The following is a 21,060-nucleotide window of genomic DNA, read 5'->3' as shown; positions in this document are numbered from 1 at the left end:
ATGCGGAGGTGCGGCCCTCGGCCGGAACAGGTCGGGTCAGCCCTGCGGCAGCGACGCCAACTGTGCGGTGATCCGGGCGATGTCGGCCTCGGCCGCCTGGCGGCGGGCCTTGATCTTGTCGACCACGTTGTCCGGCGCCTTGGCCAGGAAGGCCTCGTTGCCGAGCTTGGCGGCGGTCTGGTCCATCTCCTTCTCGGCGGCGGCCAGGTCCTTGGCGAGACGCTTGCGCTCGGCCGCCACGTCGATGGTGCCGGAGAGGTCCAGCGCCACGGTGACCCCGGCGACCGGCAGCGAGGCGGTGGCCGCGAAGCCCTCCTCAGGGACGGTCAGCCGCAGCAGCGAACGGATCGCCGCCTCGTGCGCGGCCAGCACCGTACCGGCCAGCTCCAGCTGGGCCGGGACCCGCTGACCCGGGTTCAGACCCTGGTCGGAACGGAACCGGCGGACCTCGGTGACCACCTGCTGGACGGTCGCGACCTCGGCCTCGGCGGCCGCATCGATCCGACCCGGGTCGGCGACCGGCCACTCGGCGATCACCAGCGACTCGCCACCGGTCAGCGTGGTCCACAAGGTGTCCGTGACGAACGGCACGATCGGGTGCAGCAGGCGCAGCGTCTTGTCCAGCACCTCGCCGAGCACCCGGCGCGCGGCGTCTGCCTGCGGACCGCCCGCGAAGAGCGTGGTCTTGGAGAGCTCGACGTACCAGTCGAAGACCTCGTCCCAGGCGAAGTGGTAGAGGACGTCCGAGATCTTGGCGAACTCGTAGCCCTCGTAGAGCGCGTCCACCTCGGTGATGGTCGCGTTCAGGCGGGACAGGACCCAGCGGTCGACGGCGGTGAGCTCCTCGGGCGCGGGCAGCGGGCCCTCGACCGTGGCGCCGTTCATCAGGGCGAACCGGGTGGCGTTCCAGATCTTGTTGCAGAAGTTCCGCGAGCCCTGCACCCAGTCCTCGCCGATCGGGACGTCGGCTCCGGGGTTGGCACCGCGGGCCAGGGTGAACCGGACCGCGTCGGCGCCGTACGCGTCCATCCAGTCCAGCGGGTCGACCGCCGTGCCGGAGGACTTGGACATCTTCTTGCCGAACTGGTCGCGGACCAGACCGGTCAGCGCGACGGTCTTGAACGGCGCCTGGCCGTCCATCGCGTACAGGCCGAACATCATCATCCGGGCGACCCAGAAGAAGATGATGTCGTGGCCGGTCAGCAGCACGTCGGTGGCGTAGAACTTCTCCAGGTCCGGGGTCTGTTCCGGCCAGCCGAGCGTGGAGAACGGCCACAGGCCGGAGGAGAACCAGGTGTCCAGGACGTCCGGGTCCTGGTGCCAGCCCTCGCCGGTCGGCGGCTGCTCGTCCGGGCCGACGCAGACGACCTGGCCCTCGGGGCCGTACCAGACCGGGATCCGGTGACCCCACCAGAGCTGGCGCGAGATGCACCAGTCGTACATGTTGTCGACCCAGTCGAAGTAGCGGCGCTCCAGCTCCTTCGGGTGGATCTCCACCCGGCCGTCGCGGACCGCGTCGCCGGCGGCCTGCGCCAGCGGCGCGACCTTGACCCACCACTGCAGCGAGAGCCGGGGCTCGACGATGGTGTGGCAGCGCGAGCAGTGGCCCACGGAGTGGTCGTACGGGCGCTTCTCGGCGACGATCCGGCCCTGCTCGCGCAGCGCACCGACCACGGCCGAGCGGGCCTCCAGCCGGTCCAGGCCGAGGAACGGGCCGTGCACGGTGATCGCGCCGTGCTCGTCCATCACGGTCAGGTTGGGCAGGCCGTGGCGCTGGCCGATCGCGAAGTCGTTCGGGTCGTGCGCCGGGGTCACCTTGACGGCTCCGGTGCCGAACTCCGGGTCGACGTGCTCGTCCGCGACCACCGGGATCTCACGGTCCGTCAGCGGCAGCTTGACGGTGCGGCCGACCAAGTGCCGGTAGCGCTCGTCGTCGGGGTGGACGGCGACCGCAGTGTCACCGAGCATCGTCTCGGCCCGGGTGGTGGCGACCACGAGGGAGTCCTCGCCCTCGCCGTAGCGGATCGAGACCAGCTCGCCGGGGACGTCCTTGTGCTCCACCTCGATGTCGGAGAGCGCGGTGAGGCAGCGCGGGCACCAGTTGATGATGCGCTCGGCGCGGTAGATCAGGTCGTCGTCGAAGAGCTTCTTGAAGATGGTCTGGACGGCCTTGGACAGGCCCTCGTCCATGGTGAAGCGCTCGCGCGACCAGTCCACCCCGTCGCCGAGGCGGCGCATCTGGCCCAGGATCCGGCCGCCGTAGTTCTCCTTCCACTCCCAGACCTTCTCGACGAAGGCCTCGCGGCCCAGGTCGTGGCGGGAGAGGCCGGACTCGGCGAGCTGCTGCTCCACCTTGTTCTGGGTGGCGATGCCGGCGTGGTCCATGCCGGGGAGCCAGAGCGCCTCGTAGCCCTGCATCCGCTTCCGGCGGGTCAGGGCGTCCATCAGGGTGTGCTGGAAGGCGTGGCCGAGGTGCAGCGCACCGGTGACGTTCGGCGGCGGGATGACGATGGTGTACGCGGGCTTGTCACTCCTGGCGTCGGCCGTGAAGTAGCCGCGCTCCTCCCAGCGCTCGTACAGCACGCCCTCTACCTCCGCCGGGGCGTAGGTCGTCGGGAGGGTGGCTGCGTTGTCCCCGTCGAAGGTTCCGGGGCGCTGGTTCGTCGTGTCGGTCACGACACACAGTTTACGTAAACCCGGAGACCGCCTTCGACCGCATTCCCCGGCGGCCACCCGGACGGGGGCCGGTCTTGACGCGTACGGTACCGTGCCCCGATACTCGCACGCTCGTTTGGCGCGCACTGACGAACAGTCACAACCGACATGGGGGAGACCGATGAACGGGCCGGGGCAGCAGTATCCGCAGGGCCAACCGCCGCAGCAGCCGTACGGCCAGCCGCCGCAACAGCAGCCCTACGGCGCGCCGCAGCCCCCGTACGGTCAACCGCCGCAGCAGTACGGTTACCCGCCCCAGGCCCAGCCGCCCGCCGCCCCGCCGTACGGCGCGCCGCCGCAGCAGCCGGGCCCGCCGCAGTACGGCCAGCCGCCCGCGCCCCAGTTCGGTCAGCCCCAACAGCAGCCCGCCGCACCGCAGTTCGGCGCCCCGCCGCCGTTCGGCCAGCAGCCGCAGTACGGCGCGCCGCAGCCCCTGTACGGGCAGCAGCAGCCGTACGGCCAGCCCCAGTTCGGCGGGCCGATGCCCGAGCCGCGGAAGAGCAACACCGGTCTGGTGATCGGCCTGGTGGTCGGTGCCGTGGTGCTGGTCGGTGGCGGCGGCGCCGTGCTCTGGGCGCTGAACTCCTCCGACTCGCCGGTCGGCGCCGGCAGCTCCACCACCGGGAAGTTCAAACTGGCCGCCCCGGCCACCCTCCCCGGCGGGTACACGCTGAAGACCAGCAAGGACGCCCCGGGCGACCCCAAGGAGAGCGGCAAGGGCTACAGCTCGTACGACGGCGGCCTGGTCGCGACCTACCTCAAGGGCAAGGACGCCACCGACAGCCTCACCATCGGCGGCTCCTGGGGCACGGTCACCGACCCCGAGGCCATCACCAAGCAGGTCAACAAGCAGGCCGCCGGTCTGGCCTCGCTGACCTGGAAGACCCCGCTGACGGCGGTCGACGCCAAGGACGCCAAGGACGCGGGCGGCAAGCTCACCTGCGGGGTGGCCAGCAGCAGCGGGATCGAGATCCCGATCTGCCTCTGGGCCAACCATTCCACGGCCGGCTCGGTCACCTTCACCAAGATCTCGCTGGACGGGAAGAGCAGCCCGCTCACCCCCACCCAGGCCGCCGACCAGACCCGGGCGATCCGGGACGCCATGGTGGTCCCGAAGTAATCAGAGCAGCGACGCCCGCGACAGCGAGGAGCCCCGCACCCTCCGGGAGGGTGCGGGGCTCCTCGCTGTCGCGGGCCGCGGGTCAGGCGCTCTTGTCGCGCCGCTCGCGCTTGATCATGTCGCGCGGGACCAGGGTCGGGATCGCGTGCTTGGAGACCACGTCGCCGGTGACCACCACGCGGGCCACGTCCTGCCGGGACGGCACCTCGTACATCACGGACATCAGCACCTCCTCCATGATGGCCCGCAGGCCACGGGCACCGGTGCCGCGCAGGATCGCCTGGTCGGCGATCGCCTCCAGCGCGTCGCGGCTGAACTCCAGCTCCACGCCGTCCAGTTCGAAGAGCTTGCGGTACTGCTTGACCAGCGCGTTCTTCGGCTCGGTGAGGATCTGCAGCAGCGCCTCGCGGTCCAGGTTGTGCACGCTGGTGATCACCGGGAGCCGACCGATGAACTCCGGGATCATCCCGAACTTCACCAGGTCCTCCGGCATCACCGAACGGAAGTGGTCGCTGCTGTCCGACTCGCGCTTCGAGCGGATGGTGGCGCCGAAGCCGATGCCCTTGCCACCCGCCCGGCCCTCGACGATCCGCTCCAGACCGGCGAACGCGCCACCCACGATGAACAGCACGTTGGTGGTGTCGATCTGGATGAACTCCTGGTGCGGGTGCTTGCGGCCGCCCTGCGGCGGCACGCTCGCGGTGGTGCCCTCGAGGATCTTCAGCAGCGCCTGCTGGACACCCTCGCCGGAGACGTCCCGGGTGATCGACGGGTTCTCGCTCTTGCGGGCGACCTTGTCGATCTCGTCGATGTAGATAATCCCGGTCTCGGCCTTCTTGACGTCGTAGTCCGCCGCCTGGATCAGCTTCAGCAGGATGTTCTCGACGTCCTCACCGACGTACCCGGCCTCGGTGAGGGCGGTGGCGTCGGCGATCGCGAACGGCACGTTCAGCATCCGGGCCAGCGTCTGCGCGAGCAGCGTCTTGCCGGAGCCGGTCGGGCCGAGCAGCAGGATGTTGGACTTGGCCAGCTCGATCGCGTCCTCGCGGCCGTTGCCACCGCTGCGGCCGGCCTCACCGGCCTGGACGCGCTTGTAGTGGTTGTAGACCGCGACCGACAGCGACTTCTTCGCCGTGTCCTGGCCGACCACGTACTGGTCCAGGAACTCGTAGATCTCGCGGGGCTTCGGGAGCTCCTCGAAACGCACCTCGGAGGTCTCGGCGAGCTCCTCCTCGATGATCTCGTTGCAGAGGTCGATGCACTCGTCGCAGATGTACACGCCGGGGCCGGCGATGAGCTTCTTCACCTGCTTCTGGCTCTTGCCACAGAACGAGCACTTGAGCAGGTCGCCACCGTCTCCGATGCGTGCCACGAGGTGCTTCCCCTTCGCCAGGGGCCCCGCGGGGGTCCGGGGCCTGGTGCTGTGGACCGGTTCGCCGTCGAGCGACCGGTCTCGCTATCCGACGGTACTCTGCCGAGCCGCCGATTCCGCCTTCTTCGACAGCTCTGCCCTACGCCCAGGGCGAATTGATACCGAACAGATGCCGTCGAAGACACGGGCGGAGCATGGCTGACCGCCATGCCCCGCCCGGTGAGCCCGGCTGGGCTCAGGAGGTCAGGGAGGACTTCCGGGTCGAGATGATCTGGTCGATCAGCCCGTACTCCAGGGCCTCCTCTGCCGTCAGGATCTTGTCCCGCTCGATGTCGTCGCGGACCTGCTCGATCGCCTTGTTGGAGTGCTTGGACAGCATCTCCTCCAGCTGCTCGCGCATCCGGAAGATCTCCCGCGCCTGGATCTCCAGGTCGGAGACCTGGCCACGGCCGGTCTCGGTGTACGGCTGGTGGATCAGGATCCGGGCGTTCGGCAGCGCCATCCGCTTGCCGGGCGTGCCCGCCGCCAGCAGGACGGCCGCAGCGGAGGCCGCCTGGCCCATGCACACGGTGGTGATGTCCGGCTTGACGTACTGCATGGTGTCGTAGATCGCCGTCAGCGCCGTGAAGGAGCCGCCGGGCGAGTTGATGTACATCTGGATCTCACGGTCCGGGTCCATCGACTCCAGGCAGAGCAGCTGCGCCATGATGTCGTTGGCCGAGACGTCGTCCACCTGGGAGCCGAGGAAGATGATGCGCTCCTCGAACAGCTTGGCGTACGGGTCGTACTCGCGGATGCCCTGCGAGGTGCGCTCGACGAAGCGCGGGACGATGTAGCGGCCCTCTGCCCTCGGGGCGGTGAACTCGGTGCGCGCGGTGTTCATGGGGTGTTCGGTCCTCCGAAGCGTGACGGTCGGTTGGGTCTGCTGCCGGCTGCTGTCAGGCGCCGGTGCCGCCGCCGCCGGGAACGTCCGCGGCGCTGTGCATGATCGAGTCGATCAGGCCGTACTCCTTGGCCTGCTCCGGGGTGAACCAGCGGTCCCGGTCCGAGTCCGCGGTGACCCGCTCGAAGGACTGGCCGCTGTGCGCGGCGATCAGCTCGGACATCCGCTTCTTGGTACGGAGCAGCTGCTCGGCCTGGATCTTGATGTCGGTGGCCGAACCGCCGAGACCGGCGGAGGGCTGGTGCATCAGGATGTTGGCGTTCGGCAGCGAGAAGCGCTTGCCCTTGGCACCCGCGGTCAGCAGGAACTGGCCCATCGAGGCCGCCATGCCCATCGCGATGGTCACCACGTCGTTCTTGATGTACTGCATGGTGTCGTAGATCGCCATGCCCGCGGTGATCGAGCCACCGGGCGAGTTGATGTACAGGTAGATGTCCTTCTCCGGGTCGGCCGCCAGGAGGAGGAGCTGGGCCGTGATCTTGTTGGCGATGTCGTCGTCGACCTGCTGGCCGAGGAAGATGATCCGCTCGTTGAGCAGCCGGTTGTAGACCTGGTCCCCCAGGCCGCCGAGCACGTCACCAGCGGCGGCGTGCGGCGCCATCAGGCCAGGCATCTGCATCTGCGGGAACGTCACTTAGCCACCTGCTCAGTCGAATTGGACGGCCGCGCGTGGGCCGCCACTCTGTCGCACAGCTAGAAATCACTGCGTGAATGTCACTGTCTAAGGACCCTAACGCGCAGGCCCGGCCGCAGAATCCCCCACGCAGAACTGTTCGCTGTGAGCGCAGGGTCGGGACGGGAACGGCGGACGGCCCGGACACCCCGCTGACGGGGTGTCCGGGCCGTCCGGAACAGCTCGGGTACGACCGGGGCGATCAGGCCTCGGTGGTCTCCGCCGACTCCTCGGAGACCGCCTCGGTGGTCTCGTCGGTGGTCTCGTCCTCGTCGTCCTCGAAGGAGACGACGTCGCCGTTGGTGTCGGTGACCTTGGCGGCCTCGACCACCAGCGCCAGCGCCTTGCCACGGGCGACCTCGCCGACCAGCAGCGGCACCTGGTTGCCCTGGACGACCTGCTGGGCGAACTGGTCCGGCGTCATGCCGGAACCCGCGGCGCGGCGGATGAGGTGCTCGGTGAGCTCCTCCTGGTTCACGCCCAGCTTCTCCTTGTCGACGATCTCGTCGAGCACGAACTGGGTCTTGATGCCCTTCTTGGCCTGCTCCTCGGTCTCCTGGGCGAAGTCCTCGACGGACTTGTCCTGGGTGGCGAGGTAGGTCTCGAGGGTCAGGCCCATGGGCTCGAGCTGGTGGTGCTCGAGGTTGTGCTTGCGGGTCTCGACCTCGTCCTTGAGGAGCTTCTCCGGGTACTCCATCTCGACCAGCTTCAGCAGCTCGTCGAGCACCCGCTCCTGGGCCTGGGTGGCCTGGTCGAACTCGCGCATCCGCTCGAGGCGCTTGCGGGAGTCGTCCTTCAGCTCCTCCAGGCTGTCGAACTCGCTCGCCAGCTGCGCGAACTCGTCGTCCAGCTCGGGGAGTTCCTTCTCCTGGACGGCGGTCACGGTGACGGTGACCTCGGAGCTCTGGCCGGCCTGGGTGCCGCCCTTGAGCTCGGTGGTGAAGGTCGCCGACTCGCCGGCGGACAGGCCGACCACGGCCTCGTCGATGCCGTCCAGCAGGCGGCCGGAGCCGATCTCGTAGCTCACGCCGGTGGCGGTGCCGTCCTCCGGCACCTCACCGTCGACCTTGGCCTCGAGGTCGAGGACCACGACGTCGCCCTCGGCGGCGGCGCGCTCGACGTCCTTGACCGAGGAGAAGCGCTCGCGCAGCTGCTCCAGCGACTTCTCGACGTCGGCGTCCTCGACCACGATCGGGTCGACGACGACCTCGATGCCCGAGAAGTCCGGCAGGGTGATCTCGGGACGCACGTCGACCTCGGCGACGAAGCTGAGGTCACCGCCGTCGGCGAGGTTCTCGACACCCTGGATGTCGGTGATGTCGGGCTGTCCGAGGACCTCGATCTTGCCCTCGTCGACGGCCTGCGTGTAGAAGCGCGGCAGGGCGTCGTTGACCGCCTCTTCCAGCACGGCGGCACGGCCGAAGCGCTGGTCGATGACGCGGTTCGGGATCTTGCCCTTACGGAAGCCCGGGACCGAGACCTGCTGGTTGATCTTCTTGTACGCCGCGTCGAGGCTGGGCTTGAGCTCCTCGAAGGGCACCTCGACGGTGAGTCGAACCCGGGTCGGGTTCAGAGTCTCGACGGCGCTCTTCACGGTTGGGTCTCCTAGTGGGCTTGCGGTCAGGTTGTCTCCGCCGTCCGACGACCGGCCGTGGGCCGATCGGGTTCGGGCGAGACGGGTGATGGGCGGTTGGAGCTGCATCTCCCGTATTGGGGTGGACGGTGAGCGTGACTCCTCGCCCTCGGGTGGTCTGACCTGTGCACATGCCACAGGGACGACCACCAGCGGCCCATCCTACCGGTACCACGAAAGGCGGACGCCAGGGCGCTGCGGTTCGGGCCCCGGAAGTCCCCCGATGGCGGCTCCCGGACCACCACCTCCACCCGCCGTGCGAGGCGAAACGCCAACAGGGCCCCGCCTGTTGACGAGACCCTGCCGCACTGTCGGGGTGGCCGGATTCGAACCGACGGCCTTCCGCTCCCAAAGCGGACGCGCTACCAAGCTGCGCCACACCCCGTGGTGCCGAGAGAAGCGTACACGCCACCCCCGTTACCCCTTTGGTCATCCCGATGACCCGCCGAAGGGGCCGAACCGCCCAAGCAGTGTGCGAGCAACCGACCCGACCAGGTACGCTGACCCTGTCCTCGCGACCGGCAACGGTCCCGGGGGCGCCGTGTGCTCCGGCACCACGCGCGGGTGTAGCTCAATGGTAGAGCCCCAGTCTTCCAAACTGGTCACGCGAGTTCGATTCTCGTCACCCGCTCCAACGCTTCGGCCCCCTGGTCAATGACCAGGGGGCCGAAGTCGTCTGAGGCTGGATCAGACGTTGACGCCGTGCGCGCGGAGGTAGGCGACCGGGTCGATGTCGGAGCCGTAGTTCGGGCCGGTGCGGACCTCGAAGTGCAGGTGCGGGCCGGTCACGTTGCCGGTGGCGCCGGAGAGGCCGAGCTGCTGGCCGGCCGAGACGGACTGGCCGACCCGGACGGAGATCGAGGAGAGGTGGGCGTACTCGGAGTACTTGCCGTCGGCGTGCTTGACGATGACCTCGTTGCCGTAGGCCCCGCCGTTGCCGGCCGAGACCACGGTGCCGGCCGTGATGGCCTTGACGCTGGTGCCGGTCGAGGCGCGGAAGTCGACACCGGTGTGGTGACCACTGGACCAGTTGGAGCCGGCGGCGCCGTACGGGGTGGAGGTGCCGCCGCTGACCGGGGCGACGTAGCCGCCGGTCGCGACGGTGGCCGGCTGGGCCTTGGGGGCCACGGCGGCCTTCGGGGCGGTGCTGGCCTTGGGGGCGACGGTGGTGGACTTGGAGCGGGACGCCTTGGTGGAGTCCGTGGTGCTCGTGGTGGAGGAGGAGGACTTGGTCTCGGCCTTCGGGGCCTCGGCGGCGGGCTTCGGGGCCTCGGCGGCGGGCTTCGGGGCCTCGGCGGCGGGCTGCGGCGCGGCGGCCACGGCCTTACCGGCCAGCGAGAGCTGCTGACCCGGGTAGATCAGGTTCGGGTTGCCGCCGACCACGGAACGGTTGTCCTGGTAGAGCTTCTGCCAGCCGCCGTCCACCTGCTTGGCGGAGGCGATCTTGGAGAGGGTGTCACCGCTGACGACCCGGTAGTTGCTCGCGGCCGGGGCGGCAGCGGCAGCCGGGGCCACGGCGGGGGCGGCCGGGGCGGTCTCGGTGGCGATGGTGGTCACGGCGGCGGGGGCGGCCTGCGGCACGGAGGCGGCGGCGTGGCCCTGGTGGGCGCTGGCGGCGGCGACCGGGAGTGCGAAGGTGGCGCCGAGTACGCCGGTCGCGACGGCGATCCGGGTGAGGTGGGACAGCTGGACGCGACGGTGCTTGCCCTGTGCGGACATGGGGGTGGTCCTCTCCGACGCCTACGAGGTGAGCTGTCGGGTTCGGGCGGGAGATGCCCGGCCGCAGGAATGCGGCTTCACCCCAAGCCGTCCCGGTCACACCGGTTCGGCGACTTACCTTGGGTCCCCCGCTCCTGCCATGCGTGCCTGGTACGAGGCGCCGGGCGGCGGCAGGACTCGGCGTTCCGCCCGGTTGAGCCGTCCGGTCGTTCACCGGACAGGCCACGAAGCAAAGCCGATGGTCCGTGGAGTTGGCAAGCCCCCATCGGCGGACAACCCGGGATGATCAGGGACGAAGGTCACGTCGGAGCCGGGACTCGGGTCCCCGGGGGCCTTGATCAGCGACGCTTCGTCTGCGACCGGTTGACGGAGGGTGCCCGATCTCGCCCTCCGTGGCCGTCCGGACCCGCTCCGCCAGCACGGAGAGTGACACCGCTCACGTCCGGCCGATACGCTCGCCACGGTTGAGCTCGAACGCCGGTGTTCGAAGCGCCGCTGAGCAAGGAGCCCCGCCTGTGCGCCCCGAGGAACGGCTGGCCGTCATCCAGCGCGCGGTGATCCGCGAGATGGGCCGCCTCGGCCAGGAGTTCACCGTCGACGGCCCGCTGGTGCGCGGACCCGGGACCACGGCGGTGGCCTTCCGGGACCACGACGAGCACGGCACCGGCGGCGGCCACGTCGATCTCGGCTACGTGCTGCGGCTCGGCCAGGGCGACGCGCCGGTGATCTGGGACTGCGCGGCCGGCGTGGGCGGCACCGAGGTGGAGCGGCTCGACAGCGCCGTCCGGATGTGGGCGGACACCACCGCGTCCGCCGTGGTCGGCCTGATCACCGGCAGCGGTGACCACTACGACGCCCCCGAGTTCCCCGGCTGGCACGTGGTGCAGGGGCCGGCCGCGGTGTTCGGTGCCGACACCGACCCGCTGTTCGACTGGGTCACCGAGCGCGACCTCGGCCCAGTGCTGGCCGCCGCCGTGCTGCCGAAGCTGACCGAGCGCCAGGTGAACGGGGTGAAGCTGTTCCTCGGCGGCAAGGCGGGCGACGACGTCGCCGAGGTCCGGGTCAACGGGACGGTCTGCGAGCCGGCTTCGGCCGCCCTGCGCGCCCTGGACTGGCCACGGGGCGAACGGCTCTGCTGGGCCCGGCTGTTCCTGCTGCTGGTCGCCGAGCACCCACAGCCCGAGCACCCACAGCCCGCGCACCCGCTGCACAGGCACCCGCGACCCGAGGCCCCGGGGCAGGCCGAACTCCCGCCGTACCGCCGCTGGTTGAACCGCTGGCGGCGGAGCCGTCGCTGAGTCCGGCCCGGCCCGGGTCAGTCCCGTCCGGTCAGCTGGCGACCGAGGAGATGGTCTGCGCGAGCTGGGTCAGGAAGTCCTGGATCGGCTTGGCCGCCGTGGACTGGCTCAGCATGAAGCCGAAGAGCGCGGCCATGACCGCATGACTGGTCTTCAACTGCTTGTTGCGGATGAAGATGACCACGATGATCCCGAACAGGACCAGCGCTGAGACGGAGAAGGCCACCAGGACTCACTTCCTCATTCTTTCGTAGCGAGCTTCGTGGCGGGCCCAATCCCCCGAGACCCCCGAGAATCGACCGTCCCACCCGAACTCAGTGTGGTCGTTCGTGCCGACTGCGTAAAGGACTTGCCGGAAGGCAGCCTCGAAGATCCTGCGATGTGAGACGAATTTCCGCCGACCGAGACGATAGCCCAGCCAACCTGACGGGCCGTCGAACGGGTACCCCTAACTGGAAGTTGGCGGCTCCCGCCCTGGTGGGCGCGGACCTAGATCCACTTTGGCGGGCCGTCGTCAGGAATGGCCGAAGAGTGGTACACCGACTTGACACATTCCGGCCACCGGTCGGTCACCCGCGCCAGAGCAGCAGGACCGCCCGGTCGTCGTTCACGTCCTTGGCCACCGACTCGATCAGCTTCACCGCCGAGCCCCGGCCGCCGTGTTGGGAGAACGGAGCACCACCGATCAGCCGGTCCGCCTCGCCCATCAGACGGTCCATCCCCTCGGTCAGGTCCCGGCCGGGGATCTCCACCATGCCGTCGGTGCAGAGCATCAGCACGTCGCCCTGGTCCAGCCGGCCGCGGACCGCCTCGAACACGGCCCCGTCGTAGACGCCGAGCAGCGCACCCTCGGTGGACTCCTTGACCTCCCAGCGGCCGGTGCCCGCGTGCCGCTGCATCCCAGGCAGGTGCCCGGCCGAGAACAGCTCGTACTCGCCGGTCTCCAGGTCAAGCACCAGGTGCACGGCGGTCGCGAAACCCTCGTCCCAGTCCTGCCGGAGCAGGTAGCCGTTGGCGGCGGGCAGGAACTGCTGGGCCGGCAGCGAGCCGAGCAGGCCGCCGAACGCGCCGGAGAGCAGCAGCGCCCGGGAGCCCGCGTCCATGCCCTTGCCCGAGACGTCGGCGAGGACCACCTCCAGGACCCGCCGGCCGGGTCCGGTCCTGGTGGCCACCACGAAGTCGCCGGAGAAGGACTGGCCGCCGGCCGGGCGGAGCGCCATGTCGGCGGACCAGCCCGCGGGCAGCGCGGGCACCCTGCTCTGCACCCGGAGCCGCTCGCGCAGGTCGAACAGCATCGAGCCGCCGCCCCGCCACGGCACACCGACCCGGCTGCGGAACTGGGCCAGCAGCAGTCCGGCCACGCCGACCGCGCCGACCACCAGGGCGGCGCCCGGGGTGACGCCGAAGACGTACGTGTCGGGGCGGTCGCTGGCCACCCGCTCGCCGGTGTGGATCAGCGACTCGACGGAGAGCCCGAGGGCTGCGGCCGCGTAGAGCAGCACCAGCGTGCCGGGCCGCAGCAGCAGCGCCCCGGCCAGAATCGGCAGCACCAGGGCGGTGGGCGGGGCCCAAGCCGGGATCAGGACGTTGAGCGCCACCAGCAGCGGTACGGCGACGATCAGCACGGCGAAGGCCAGCCAGTCCGAGGCGTCGCCCCGGAAGTAGTCCACCCCGGTCCGGCGCAGCACTCGGCGGGCCCGGAGGAGCCTGCTGCGCAACCGGGCCGTCCACGGGCTGTCGGCCGCCTCTGCGGCCGGGCCCGATTCAGTCGGCCGGGTCGTCAAACCCGGCGTGCTGCCAGCCATGGGCTCTGACCTTATCCACCGGCGTGGGCCCCCGTCGACGGTTGGGGCGCCGCCGGGCGCACAGTTCCGGCGCGGATCGAGCCGTTTCGACCCGCCGGAGGCGCCCACCCGCCGCTGAAACCCTGGCGGGATCCGTGGGGTCAAGCCGCCGAATATAGGTCGCGCACGACACAACTCGGTGATAGCTGTTGGCACATGACCGCTGATGCCCTGACGGGCGACCACCTGACAGCTGACGGCCTGACCGTGCGCCCCCTGGCGGCCGAGGAGTGGGACGACTGGTACCGGACGCTGGAGGTCGCCTTCGGCGGCCAGGAGGAGCACCCTGAGGAGCGCGCGCTCTGGCGGGAGCTGACCGAACCGGAGCGCTCAGTGGGTGTGTGGGACGGCAACGCGCCGGTGGCCTGCGCCGGTGCGTTCTCGCTGCGGATGACCGTCCCGGGTGGGGTGATGGTCCCAGTGGCGGCGGTCACCATGGTCGGCGTGCTGCCGACGCATCGGCGACGCGGCATCCTCACCGGGCTGATGCGCCGTCAGCTGGCCGGGCTGCGGGACGGCGGCGAGGCGCTCGCGGTGCTGACCGCCTCGGAGTCCGGCATCTACGGCCGGTTCGGCTACGGCCTGGGCAGCTGGCGGATGGCGCTGACGGTGCCGACCGGCCGGGTCGGGGTGCGGGCCCGGGTGGACCGCGGCGTCCGGCTGCGGCTGGCCGACCCGGCCGCCGCCGGGCCGGCCTGCGAGGAGCTGTACGCCGGGCTGGTGCCCGAGCGGCCCGGCATGCTGGAGCGCCGCCCCGGCTGGGAGAAGCTGCCACTGCTCGACCCGCCGGCCGGCCGGGACGGTGCCTCGCCCCGGCAGTGCGTGCTGGCCGAGGACCGGGAGAGCGGCGAACTGCTGGGCTACGCCCGGTACGCGGTCTCGATCGCCTGGGGCACCGAGGACATCCCGGACGGCACCGTCCGGGTCCGCGACATCGAGGCGCGCACGCCGGAGGTGTACGCGGCGCTCTGGGACTACCTGCTGAACCTGGACCTGGTCGAGCGGGTGACGGTCGCCAACCGCCCGGTGGACGACCCGGTGCTGCACCTGGTGGACGATCCGCGGCGCCTGGAGCCCCGGCTCGCCGACGCCCTGCACGTCCGGCTGGTCAGAATCGGCGAGGCGCTGGAGCTGCGCGAGTACACGACGGCGCTGGACGTGGTGTTGGAGGTGACCGACGGCTTCTGCCCGTGGAACGCCGGACGCTGGCGGCTGCGGAGCGCCGGTCCCGGCAAGGGGGCGAGCTGCGTCCGTACCGACGATCCGGCCGATCTGGCCCTGGACGTAAGGGAGTTGGGGGCCGCCTACCTCGGCGGCGTCCGGCTCGCGGCGCTCGGGCGGGCCGGGTTGGTGCGGGAGCTGACCGGCGGTGCGCTGGCCGGGGCCGACCGGGCCTTCGCCTCGGATCTGGCCCCGTGGCTGCCGCACGGCTTCTGACCGACAGGGGCGCGGGGCCGTGCGGCCCCGCGCCTCAACGGAAGGTCAGCCCTGCGGGTGGTGGGCCGGGACCGGGGGGAGCTCGCCGGTGGTCTCGTACTCGGAGAGCATCTCGATCCGGCGGGTGTGCCGCTCCTCGCCGCTGTACGGGGTGTTGAGGAAGATCTCGACGAAGCGGGTGGCCTCGGCCTCGGTGTGCATCCGGCCGCCGACGCTGATCACGTTGGCATTGTTGTGCTCGCGGCCGAGCGCGGCGGTCTGCTCGGTCCAGGCCAGCGCGGCGCGGACGCCCTTGACCTTGTTGGCGGCGATCGCCTCGCCGTTGCCGGAGCCGCCGATCACGACGCCCAGCGACTCCGGGTCCGCAGCGGTGCGCTCGGCCGCCCGGAGGCAGAACGGCGGGTAGTCGTCCTCCGCGTCGTAGATGTGCGGGCCGCAGTCGACCGGCTCATGGCCGTTCTCCTTCAGCCACTGGACGAGGTGGTTCTTGAGGTCATATCCGGCATGGTCGGAACCCAGGTACACGCGCATGCGCAGATTGTGGCATGCGCGGGTACCCGGGCCGCGGTCGACAGGTCGGTTCAGGAGGCGCGCCGGACCAGCTTCCAGGCCAGCGGGAGCGCGCCCATCGCCAGCACCAGCTTCAGCGCGTCGCCCACCAGGTAGGGGTAGAGCCCGAGTTCGGCCGCGCGGGCCAGCGGGACGTGCAGCGAGGCGGCCAGGTACGGGACGCCGACGGCGTAGATCGTCAGGGTGCCGAGCAGCATCGCGCCCGCCGTCCGGAGCGGGCTGCGGTCCGCGCCCCGCTGCGCCAGCGCCCCGACCAGGCCGGCCGCCAGCACGAAGCCGATCACGTAGCCGAGGCTGGGCATCGCGAAGCCGGAGCTGCCGTCGGCGAACCAGGGCAGGCCCGCCATGCCGGCCAGCAGGTAGAGGCCGAGCGAGGCGATGCCGCGCCGGGCGCCGAGCGCGGTGCCGACCAGCAGGGCGGCGAAGGTCTGGCCGGTGACCGGGACGGGCGAGCCGAGCACCGGGACCGAGAGCTGCGCGGCCAGGCCGGTGACGGCCGCTCCCCCGGCGACCAGGGCGAGTTCGCGGGCCTGGGCGCCGAACCGGGAGCCGGCCTGCGGGAGCAGGTCGGCCAGGACCGGGGTGGTGGCTGCGGCGGACGTGGCGGTGGCCATGGGCGGGTCTCCTGACGACTCGTTCGGTGATCAGTTGTGAACCTACGTCGTCGTCAGGGCCGGTGGGGGCGTCGGATCCGGCCAAGGGCCGGTGCCCCGACTTGTCGTGTTCGACCCATTCAAGCCATCGAGAGTGAGGAATCGATCACTTTCCGTCAGATGACCGTCCGCATGACGGTCTCCTGACCCCGCCCCTTGGCATGCCCACCGTTCGTACCGAATAGTGGACGTTCACTCCCGCTATCCGTACAGAGTCTGGACCTCCCTGATGCCCTCCCCCACTCCCCCGCCGACGGTGGAGCCCGCCGAGCGGGCCGCCACGGGCGCGCCCAGCGGCCTCTCGCACGGGCTGAAGCAGCGTCACCTGTCGATGATCGCGCTCGGCGGCGTGATCGGTGCCGGGCTGTTCGTCGGCTCCGGGGCGGGCATCGCCGCGGCCGGCCCGGCCATCGTGCTGGCGTTCGCCGCCTCCGGCGTGCTGGTCATGCTGGTGATGCGGATGCTCGGCGAGATGTCGGCGGCCCGCCCGGCCAGCGGCTCCTTCTCCGTGCACGCCGAGAAGGAGATCGGCCCCTGGGCCGGAGTGGCCTCCGGCTGGGTGTTCTGGACCCTGCTCTGTGTCGGGGTGGCCGCCGAGGCGATCGCCGCCGCCGGGATCGTGCACGGCTGGCTGCCCGGTGTGCCCACCTGGGTCTGGGTCGCGCTGTTCATGACCTTCTTCTGCGGCACCAACCTGGCCGCCGTGAAGAACTTCGGCGAGTTCGAGTTCTGGTTCGCCGTGATCAAGGTGACGGCGATCGCCGCCTTCCTGGTGGTCTGCGTCCTCGCCATCCTCGGCCTGCTGCCCGGCACCTCGGCCCCCGGCACCGGAAACCTGACCGGCCAGGGCGGCTTCTTCCCGAACGGGCTCAGCGGACTGGTCACCGGCCTGCTCGCCTCGGTCTTCGCCTACGGCGGGCTGGAGACGGTCACCATCGCCGCCGCCGAGTCCGAGAACCCCCGGCGCAGCGTGAGCATCGCCGTGCGCACCGCGATGTGGCGGATCGCGCTCTTCTACGTCGGCTCGATGGCCGTGATCGTCACGCTGGTCCCGTGGAACGACCCGAAGGTGGTCAGCAGCGGCCCGTACGTCGCGGTGCTGGACGTCATCGGCATCCCGAACGCCGCGCAGCTGATGAACGTGGTGGTGCTGATCGCCCTGCTCTCCGCGATGAACGCCAACATCTACGGGTCCTCCCGGATGGCGTACTCGCTGGTCCAGCGCGGCCAGGGCCCGCGGGTGCTGGCGAAGGTCAGCGGCGGGGTGCCGCGGCTCGCGGTGCTGGCCTCCTCGGCCTTCGGCTTCTTCGCGGTGCTGCTCAGCTTCAAGTGGCCCGACACGGTGTTCGCCTGGCTGCTCAACATGGTCGGCGCGGCGGTGCTGGTGGTCTGGGGCTTCATCGCGGTGGCCCAGCTGCGGATGCGGCGCCGGCTGGAGCGGGAGGCCCCGGAGCTGCTCACCGTCCGGATGTGGGCGTACCCGTACCTGACCTGGGTGGCGCTGGCCGGCATCGTCACGGTGCTCGGCCTGATGACACTGGACCACGACAACCGGGTCCAGCTCTACTTCACGGCGGCGCTGACCGTGGCGCTGTCGTTGGCGGGCTGGCTCAAACAGCGCCGGGACGCCGACGCCTGACCGGCCGTCAGCCCGGAGGCCCTGGACCCGATGGTCCAGGGCCTCCGGCGTGCCGTCACTCGAAGGACGGGCCCGCGGTGCGGGTGCGCTTGATCTCGTAGAAGCCGGGGGTGCCGGCCACCAGCAGGGTGCCGTCCCACAGCCGGGCGGCGGCCTCGCCGCGCGGGGTCGGGGTGACCACCGGGCCGAAGAACGCGATCCGGCCGCCGTCCGGGCCGTCCACCGCGATCACCGGGGTGCCGACGTCCTCGCCGACCAGGCCGATGCCCTCGGCGTGAGAGGCCCGCAGCGCCTCGTCGTACTCGGTGGAGTCGGCCGCGTCGGCCAGCTCGACCGGCAGACCCGCCGCAACCAGGGCCGCCTCGATGGTGGCCCGCTCGTTCGGCAGGCCCTGGTTGTGGAAGCGGGTGCCGAGCTCGGTGTAGAGCGGGCCGAGCACCTTGTCACCGTGCGCCTGGGCGGCGGCGATCAGCACCCGGACCGGACCCCAGCCCTTGGCGACGAAGTCCTTGTAGTGCTGCGGCAGGTCCTCGCGGTGCTCGTTCAGCACCGACAGGCTCATCACGTGCCAGCGGGTCTGCACCGGGCGGAGCTGCTCCACCTCCAGCATCCAGCGGGACGTCATCCAGGCCCACGGGCAGGTCGGGTCGAACCAGAAGTCGGCGATCTTCTTGGAGTCTGCGGTCGTCACTGACGGCGTCCTTCGCTCGGTACGGGGGTTCCAAGGTCAGCAACAGCGGTGGGACGCCACTGATTCCGGCCGCCTGTGCAATGGCACCTGGGGGCGTACGTGAAAGGATGCGGCTGGGACGACCTCCCGACAGAGACCGTGCGAGCCGGACAGAGGAGTACACCACCGTGCCGGGCAAGAACCTGAGCCGTGAGGAAGCCCGGCAGCGGGCCGCAATCCTCTCGGTGGACAGCTACCGCGTCCACCTCGACGTCACCTCGGCCGTCGATCCGACGGCCGCCACCTTCCGGTCGACCACCACCATCGCCTTCCGCTCCGCCGAGACCGGCGCGGAGAGCTTCGCCGACCTGCTGGCCCCGCGCGTCAGGGCCGTCACGCTGAACGGGCGGTCGCTCGACCCCGCCGAGGTCTTCGACGGCACCCGGGTCGCGCTCGCCGGGCTGGCCGAGCAGAACCTGCTGGTGGTCGAGGCGGACTGCGCCTACAGCCGGACCGGCGAGGGCCTGCACCGCTTCGTCGACCCGGTGGACGGCGAGACCTACCTCTACACGCACTTCGAACCGGCCGACTCCCGACGGGTGTTCGCCAACTTCGAACAGCCCGATCTGAAGGCCCCGTTCACCTTCACGGTGACCGCTCCGGCCGCCTGGGACGTGTACGCCAACGCGGTGCACACCGCGGTCACCGAGGACGGCGCCGCCCGGGTCTGGGAGTTCGCGCCGACCCGGCCGATCTCCACCTACCTGACCGCCGTGGTGGCCGGCCCGTACCACGTCGAACGCGACCACTACACCCGGGAGTCGGCCGACGGCTCGACCCTGGAGATCCCGCTCGCTGCGACCTGCCGCAAGTCGCTGGCGAAGCACTTCGACGCCGACGAGATCTTCACCGTCACCAAGCAGGGCCTGGACTTCTTCCACGCCGAGTTCGACTACCCGTACCCGTTCGGCAAGTACGATCAGTGCTTCGTCCCGGAGTACAACATCGGCGCGATGGAGAACCCGGGCTGCGTCACCTTCCGCGAGGAGTTCGTCTTCCGTTCGAAGGTCACCGAGGCCGCGTACGAGGGCCGGGCCAACGTCATCCTGCACGAGATGGCGCACATGTGGTTCGGCGACCTGGTCACCATGCGGTGGTGGGACGACCTCTGGCTGAAGGAGTCGTTCGCGGACTTCATGGGCTCGTACGGGCTGATCGGCGCGGGCACCAAGTACACGTCCTCCTGGATCACCTTCGCCAACCGGCGCAAGGCCTGGGCGTACCGGCAGGACCAGTTCCCCACCACCCACCCGATCACGGCTGACATCCGTGACCTGGAGGACGCCAAGCTCAACTTCGACGGCATCACCTACGCCAAGGGCGCCTCGGTTCTCAAGCAGCTGGTGGCGTACGTCGGCGCGGAGGCGTTCTTCGAGGGCGCACGGCACTACTTCAAGCGGCACGCCTTCGGAAACACCGTGCTCGCCGACCTGCTCGGCGCGCTGGAGGAGACCAGCGGCCGCGACCTCACCTCCTGGGCCGCCGCCTGGCTGCAGACCTCCGGGGTCAACTCGCTCACCCCGCAGCTCACCGTGGACGCCGAGGGCCGGATCACCGAGTTCGCGGTGCTCCAGGACGGCGGCACGCTCCGCCCGCACCGGATCGCGATCGGCTGCTACGAGCGGGACACCGACGGCAGGCTGGTGCGCACCGAGCGGGTCGAGCTGGACGTGGACGGCGCCCGCACCCCGGTGCCCCAGCTGACCGGCCGGCCGCGCCCGGCGCTGGTGCTGCTGAACGACGAGGACCTGACCTACTGCAAGATCCGGTTCGACGACCGCTCGCTGGCGACGCTCCGCGAGGGCCTGGGCGAGATCGTCGATCCGCTGTCCCGCGCGCTGGCCTGGTCGGCGGCCTGGAACCTGACCAGGGACGGCCTGATGCCCACCCGTGACTACCTCGACCTGGTGGACCGGTTCGCCGGGCCCGAGTCGGAGATCGGGGTGCTGCAGTCGCTGCACCAGCAGGCCAAGGGTGCCCTCGATCTGTACGCCGCGCCGGAGCACCGGGCGGCGGGCGCACGGCAGTTGGCGGCCTGCGCGCTGCGCGAGCTGCGCGCCGCCGAGCCCGGCAGCGACCACCAGCTGGCCTGGGCCCGGTTCCTGGCCCTGACCGCCGACCAGGCCGAGCAGCTCCAGCTGGTCGAGGGCCTGCTGGCCGGCACCGCCAGGATCGACGGCCTGGTGGTGGACCAGGAGCTGCGCTGGGCGCTCTGGCTGGCGCTCGCCTCGGCCGGACGGGCGACCCCCGACCAGCTGCAGGGCGAACTCGAGTTGGACAACACCGCGAGCGGACGCCAGCACCTGACGCACTGTCTGGCCGCCCTGCCCACCCCCGGCGCCAAGGCCACCGCCTGGGCCTCCGTGGTGGAATCGGACGAGCTGCCGAACGCGCTGGTGGAGGCCCAGATCGCGGGCTTCGCCCAGCCGGGCCAGCGCGAGCTGACCGCCGGGTACGCCGACACGTACTTCGAGGTGATCGAGTCGGTCTGGGCCCAGCGCTCGATCGAGATCGCGATGCGGATCGTCGGCGGCTTCTTCCCCCGGTTCCAGACCGATCCGGCGACCCTGGCCGCCGCCGACGCCTGGCTGGCCGGGCACCCGGGCGCCGCCCCCGCGCTGCGCCGCCTGGTGCTTGAGTGCCGGGACGACCTGGACCGCGCGCTGCGCGCCCAGGCGGTCGACGGGGCCTGAGAACGCCGAAGGGGCCGCCCA

At 70.8% G+C, this 21,060-nt stretch carries 16 protein-coding genes, 2 tRNA genes and 1 riboswitch; of the genes, 6 read left to right on the top strand and 12 right to left on the bottom strand.

Translation table 11 applies throughout. The annotated features are described in order from the left end of the window. Positions 1-36 precede the first annotated feature (36 nt). Positions 37-2,676 (bottom strand): valine--tRNA ligase, encoded by a 2,640-nt coding sequence (locus tag ACKUU6_RS22185; protein WP_407990301.1) that lies wholly within the window; start codon positions 2,674-2,676, stop codon positions 37-39. Positions 2,677-2,836: 160 nt separating this feature from the next. On the opposite strand from ACKUU6_RS22185, the gene ACKUU6_RS22180 reads away from it, so the two are divergent. Then, complete coding sequence (locus tag ACKUU6_RS22180; protein ID WP_407990300.1) at positions 2,837-3,835, top strand: hypothetical protein; 999 nt, start codon at positions 2,837-2,839, stop codon at positions 3,833-3,835. 82 nt (positions 3,836-3,917) lie between these two features. On the opposite strand, the gene clpX is transcribed toward ACKUU6_RS22180, so the two are convergent. From clpX to ACKUU6_RS22155, 5 genes are all read right to left on the bottom strand, one after another. Further along, entirely contained in the window at positions 3,918-5,207 is a 1,290-nt protein-coding gene (gene clpX, locus ACKUU6_RS22175) for an ATP-dependent Clp protease ATP-binding subunit ClpX (protein WP_407990299.1), read from the bottom strand. 235 nt (positions 5,208-5,442) lie between these two features. Further along, positions 5,443-6,090 carry an ATP-dependent Clp protease proteolytic subunit gene (locus tag ACKUU6_RS22170; protein ID WP_407990298.1) on the bottom strand — a complete coding sequence of 216 codons (648 nt, stop codon included), beginning with the start codon at positions 6,088-6,090 and terminating at the stop codon, positions 5,443-5,445. Positions 6,091-6,145: 55 nt separating this feature from the next. Continuing rightward, entirely contained in the window at positions 6,146-6,763 is a 618-nt protein-coding gene (locus tag ACKUU6_RS22165) for an ATP-dependent Clp protease proteolytic subunit (protein WP_407992201.1), read from the bottom strand. 262 nt (positions 6,764-7,025) lie between these two features. Next, on the bottom strand, positions 7,026-8,417 hold the full coding sequence (gene tig, locus ACKUU6_RS22160) for a trigger factor (protein WP_407990297.1): 1,392 nt from the start codon (positions 8,415-8,417) through the stop codon (positions 7,026-7,028). Positions 8,418-8,767: 350 nt separating this feature from the next. Continuing rightward, positions 8,768-8,841 (bottom strand) — tRNA-Pro (locus ACKUU6_RS22155). 175 nt (positions 8,842-9,016) lie between these two features. Here ACKUU6_RS22155 and ACKUU6_RS22150 point away from each other — a divergent pair. Then, positions 9,017-9,090: transfer RNA gene (locus ACKUU6_RS22150), tRNA-Gly, on the top strand. Between the two features lie 53 nt (positions 9,091-9,143). Here the strand turns inward: ACKUU6_RS22150 and ACKUU6_RS22145 are convergent. Beyond that, a complete protein-coding gene (locus ACKUU6_RS22145) occupies positions 9,144-10,175 on the bottom strand; it encodes a M23 family metallopeptidase (RefSeq protein WP_407990296.1) in 1,032 nt (343 codons plus the stop codon). A 5-nt stretch (positions 10,176-10,180) separates the two neighbouring features. Further along, a riboswitch (cyclic di-AMP (ydaO/yuaA leader) is annotated at positions 10,181-10,345 on the bottom strand. A 345-nt stretch (positions 10,346-10,690) separates the two neighbouring features. Between ACKUU6_RS22145 and ACKUU6_RS22140 the strand changes: the two genes are divergently transcribed. After that, entirely contained in the window at positions 10,691-11,473 is a 783-nt protein-coding gene (locus ACKUU6_RS22140) for a DUF6348 family protein (RefSeq protein ID WP_407990295.1), read from the top strand. A 31-nt stretch (positions 11,474-11,504) separates the two neighbouring features. On the opposite strand, the gene ACKUU6_RS22135 is transcribed toward ACKUU6_RS22140, so the two are convergent. Together ACKUU6_RS22135 and ACKUU6_RS22130 are read right to left on the bottom strand one after the other, a co-directional pair. Next, on the bottom strand, positions 11,505-11,699 hold the full coding sequence (locus ACKUU6_RS22135) for a hypothetical protein (RefSeq protein ID WP_057238501.1): 195 nt from the start codon (positions 11,697-11,699) through the stop codon (positions 11,505-11,507). Positions 11,700-12,042: 343 nt separating this feature from the next. Next, positions 12,043-13,191, bottom strand: coding sequence for a PP2C family protein-serine/threonine phosphatase (locus ACKUU6_RS22130; RefSeq protein WP_407990294.1), 1,149 nt, complete (start codon positions 13,189-13,191; stop codon positions 12,043-12,045). A 282-nt stretch (positions 13,192-13,473) separates the two neighbouring features. On the opposite strand from ACKUU6_RS22130, the gene ACKUU6_RS22125 reads away from it, so the two are divergent. Further along, positions 13,474-14,754: a GNAT family N-acetyltransferase gene (locus tag ACKUU6_RS22125; RefSeq protein ID WP_407990293.1), complete on the top strand. Its 1,281-nt coding sequence runs from the start codon at positions 13,474-13,476 to the stop codon at positions 14,752-14,754. 45 nt (positions 14,755-14,799) lie between these two features. On the opposite strand, the gene ACKUU6_RS22120 is transcribed toward ACKUU6_RS22125, so the two are convergent. Next, positions 14,800-15,285, bottom strand: a complete 486-nt coding sequence (locus ACKUU6_RS22120; protein ID WP_407990292.1) for a ribose-5-phosphate isomerase — start codon at positions 15,283-15,285, stop codon at positions 14,800-14,802. A gap of 50 nt (positions 15,286-15,335) precedes the next feature. Continuing rightward, positions 15,336-15,938: a biotin transporter BioY gene (locus ACKUU6_RS22115; protein ID WP_407990291.1), complete on the bottom strand. Its 603-nt coding sequence runs from the start codon at positions 15,936-15,938 to the stop codon at positions 15,336-15,338. A 268-nt stretch (positions 15,939-16,206) separates the two neighbouring features. Here ACKUU6_RS22115 and ACKUU6_RS22110 point away from each other — a divergent pair, with 268 nt between their 5' ends. Further along, the gene (locus ACKUU6_RS22110; RefSeq protein WP_407990290.1) at positions 16,207-17,616 is read left to right on the top strand and encodes an amino acid permease; all 1,410 of its coding nucleotides are present in this window, start codon (positions 16,207-16,209) and stop codon (positions 17,614-17,616) included. A 55-nt stretch (positions 17,617-17,671) separates the two neighbouring features. On the opposite strand, the gene ACKUU6_RS22105 is transcribed toward ACKUU6_RS22110, so the two are convergent. Further along, on the bottom strand, positions 17,672-18,241 hold the full coding sequence (locus ACKUU6_RS22105) for a disulfide bond formation protein DsbA (protein ID WP_407992200.1): 570 nt from the start codon (positions 18,239-18,241) through the stop codon (positions 17,672-17,674). 233 nt (positions 18,242-18,474) lie between these two features. On the opposite strand from ACKUU6_RS22105, the gene pepN reads away from it, so the two are divergent. Continuing rightward, on the top strand, positions 18,475-21,039 hold the full coding sequence (pepN, locus tag ACKUU6_RS22100) for an aminopeptidase N (protein WP_407990289.1): 2,565 nt from the start codon (positions 18,475-18,477) through the stop codon (positions 21,037-21,039). The last annotated feature ends 21 nt before the right edge of the window (positions 21,040-21,060 follow it).

The sequence above is a fragment of the Kitasatospora sp. CMC57 genome, assembly GCF_045866025.2.
GTDB lineage: Bacteria > Actinomycetota > Actinomycetes > Streptomycetales > Streptomycetaceae > Kitasatospora.
Note: the sequence above shows the minus strand (reverse complement) of the source record. Positions and strands in the feature narration are given on the sequence as shown.

What these genes read in the sequence shown, in the direction of transcription:
- ACKUU6_RS22180 (WP_407990300.1), top strand. Translation starts at nt 2,837, where the DNA reads ATGAACGGGCCGGGGCAGCAGTATCCGCAGGGCCAACCGCCGCAGCAG.
- ACKUU6_RS22170 (WP_407990298.1), bottom strand. Translation starts at nt 6,090, where the DNA reads ATGAACACCGCGCGCACCGAGTTCACCGCCCCGAGGGCAGAGGGCCGC.
- ACKUU6_RS22165 (WP_407992201.1), bottom strand. Translation starts at nt 6,763, where the DNA reads ATGCCTGGCCTGATGGCGCCGCACGCCGCCGCTGGTGACGTGCTCGGC.
- ACKUU6_RS22145 (WP_407990296.1), bottom strand. Translation starts at nt 10,175, where the DNA reads ATGTCCGCACAGGGCAAGCACCGTCGCGTCCAGCTGTCCCACCTCACC.
- ACKUU6_RS22125 (WP_407990293.1), top strand. Translation starts at nt 13,474, where the DNA reads ATGACCGCTGATGCCCTGACGGGCGACCACCTGACAGCTGACGGCCTG.
- ACKUU6_RS22120 (WP_407990292.1), bottom strand. Translation starts at nt 15,285, where the DNA reads ATGCGCGTGTACCTGGGTTCCGACCATGCCGGATATGACCTCAAGAAC.
- ACKUU6_RS22115 (WP_407990291.1), bottom strand. Translation starts at nt 15,938, where the DNA reads ATGGCCACCGCCACGTCCGCCGCAGCCACCACCCCGGTCCTGGCCGAC.
- ACKUU6_RS22110 (WP_407990290.1), top strand. Translation starts at nt 16,207, where the DNA reads ATGCCCTCCCCCACTCCCCCGCCGACGGTGGAGCCCGCCGAGCGGGCC.
- ACKUU6_RS22105 (WP_407992200.1), bottom strand. Translation starts at nt 18,241, where the DNA reads ATGACGTCCCGCTGGATGCTGGAGGTGGAGCAGCTCCGCCCGGTGCAG.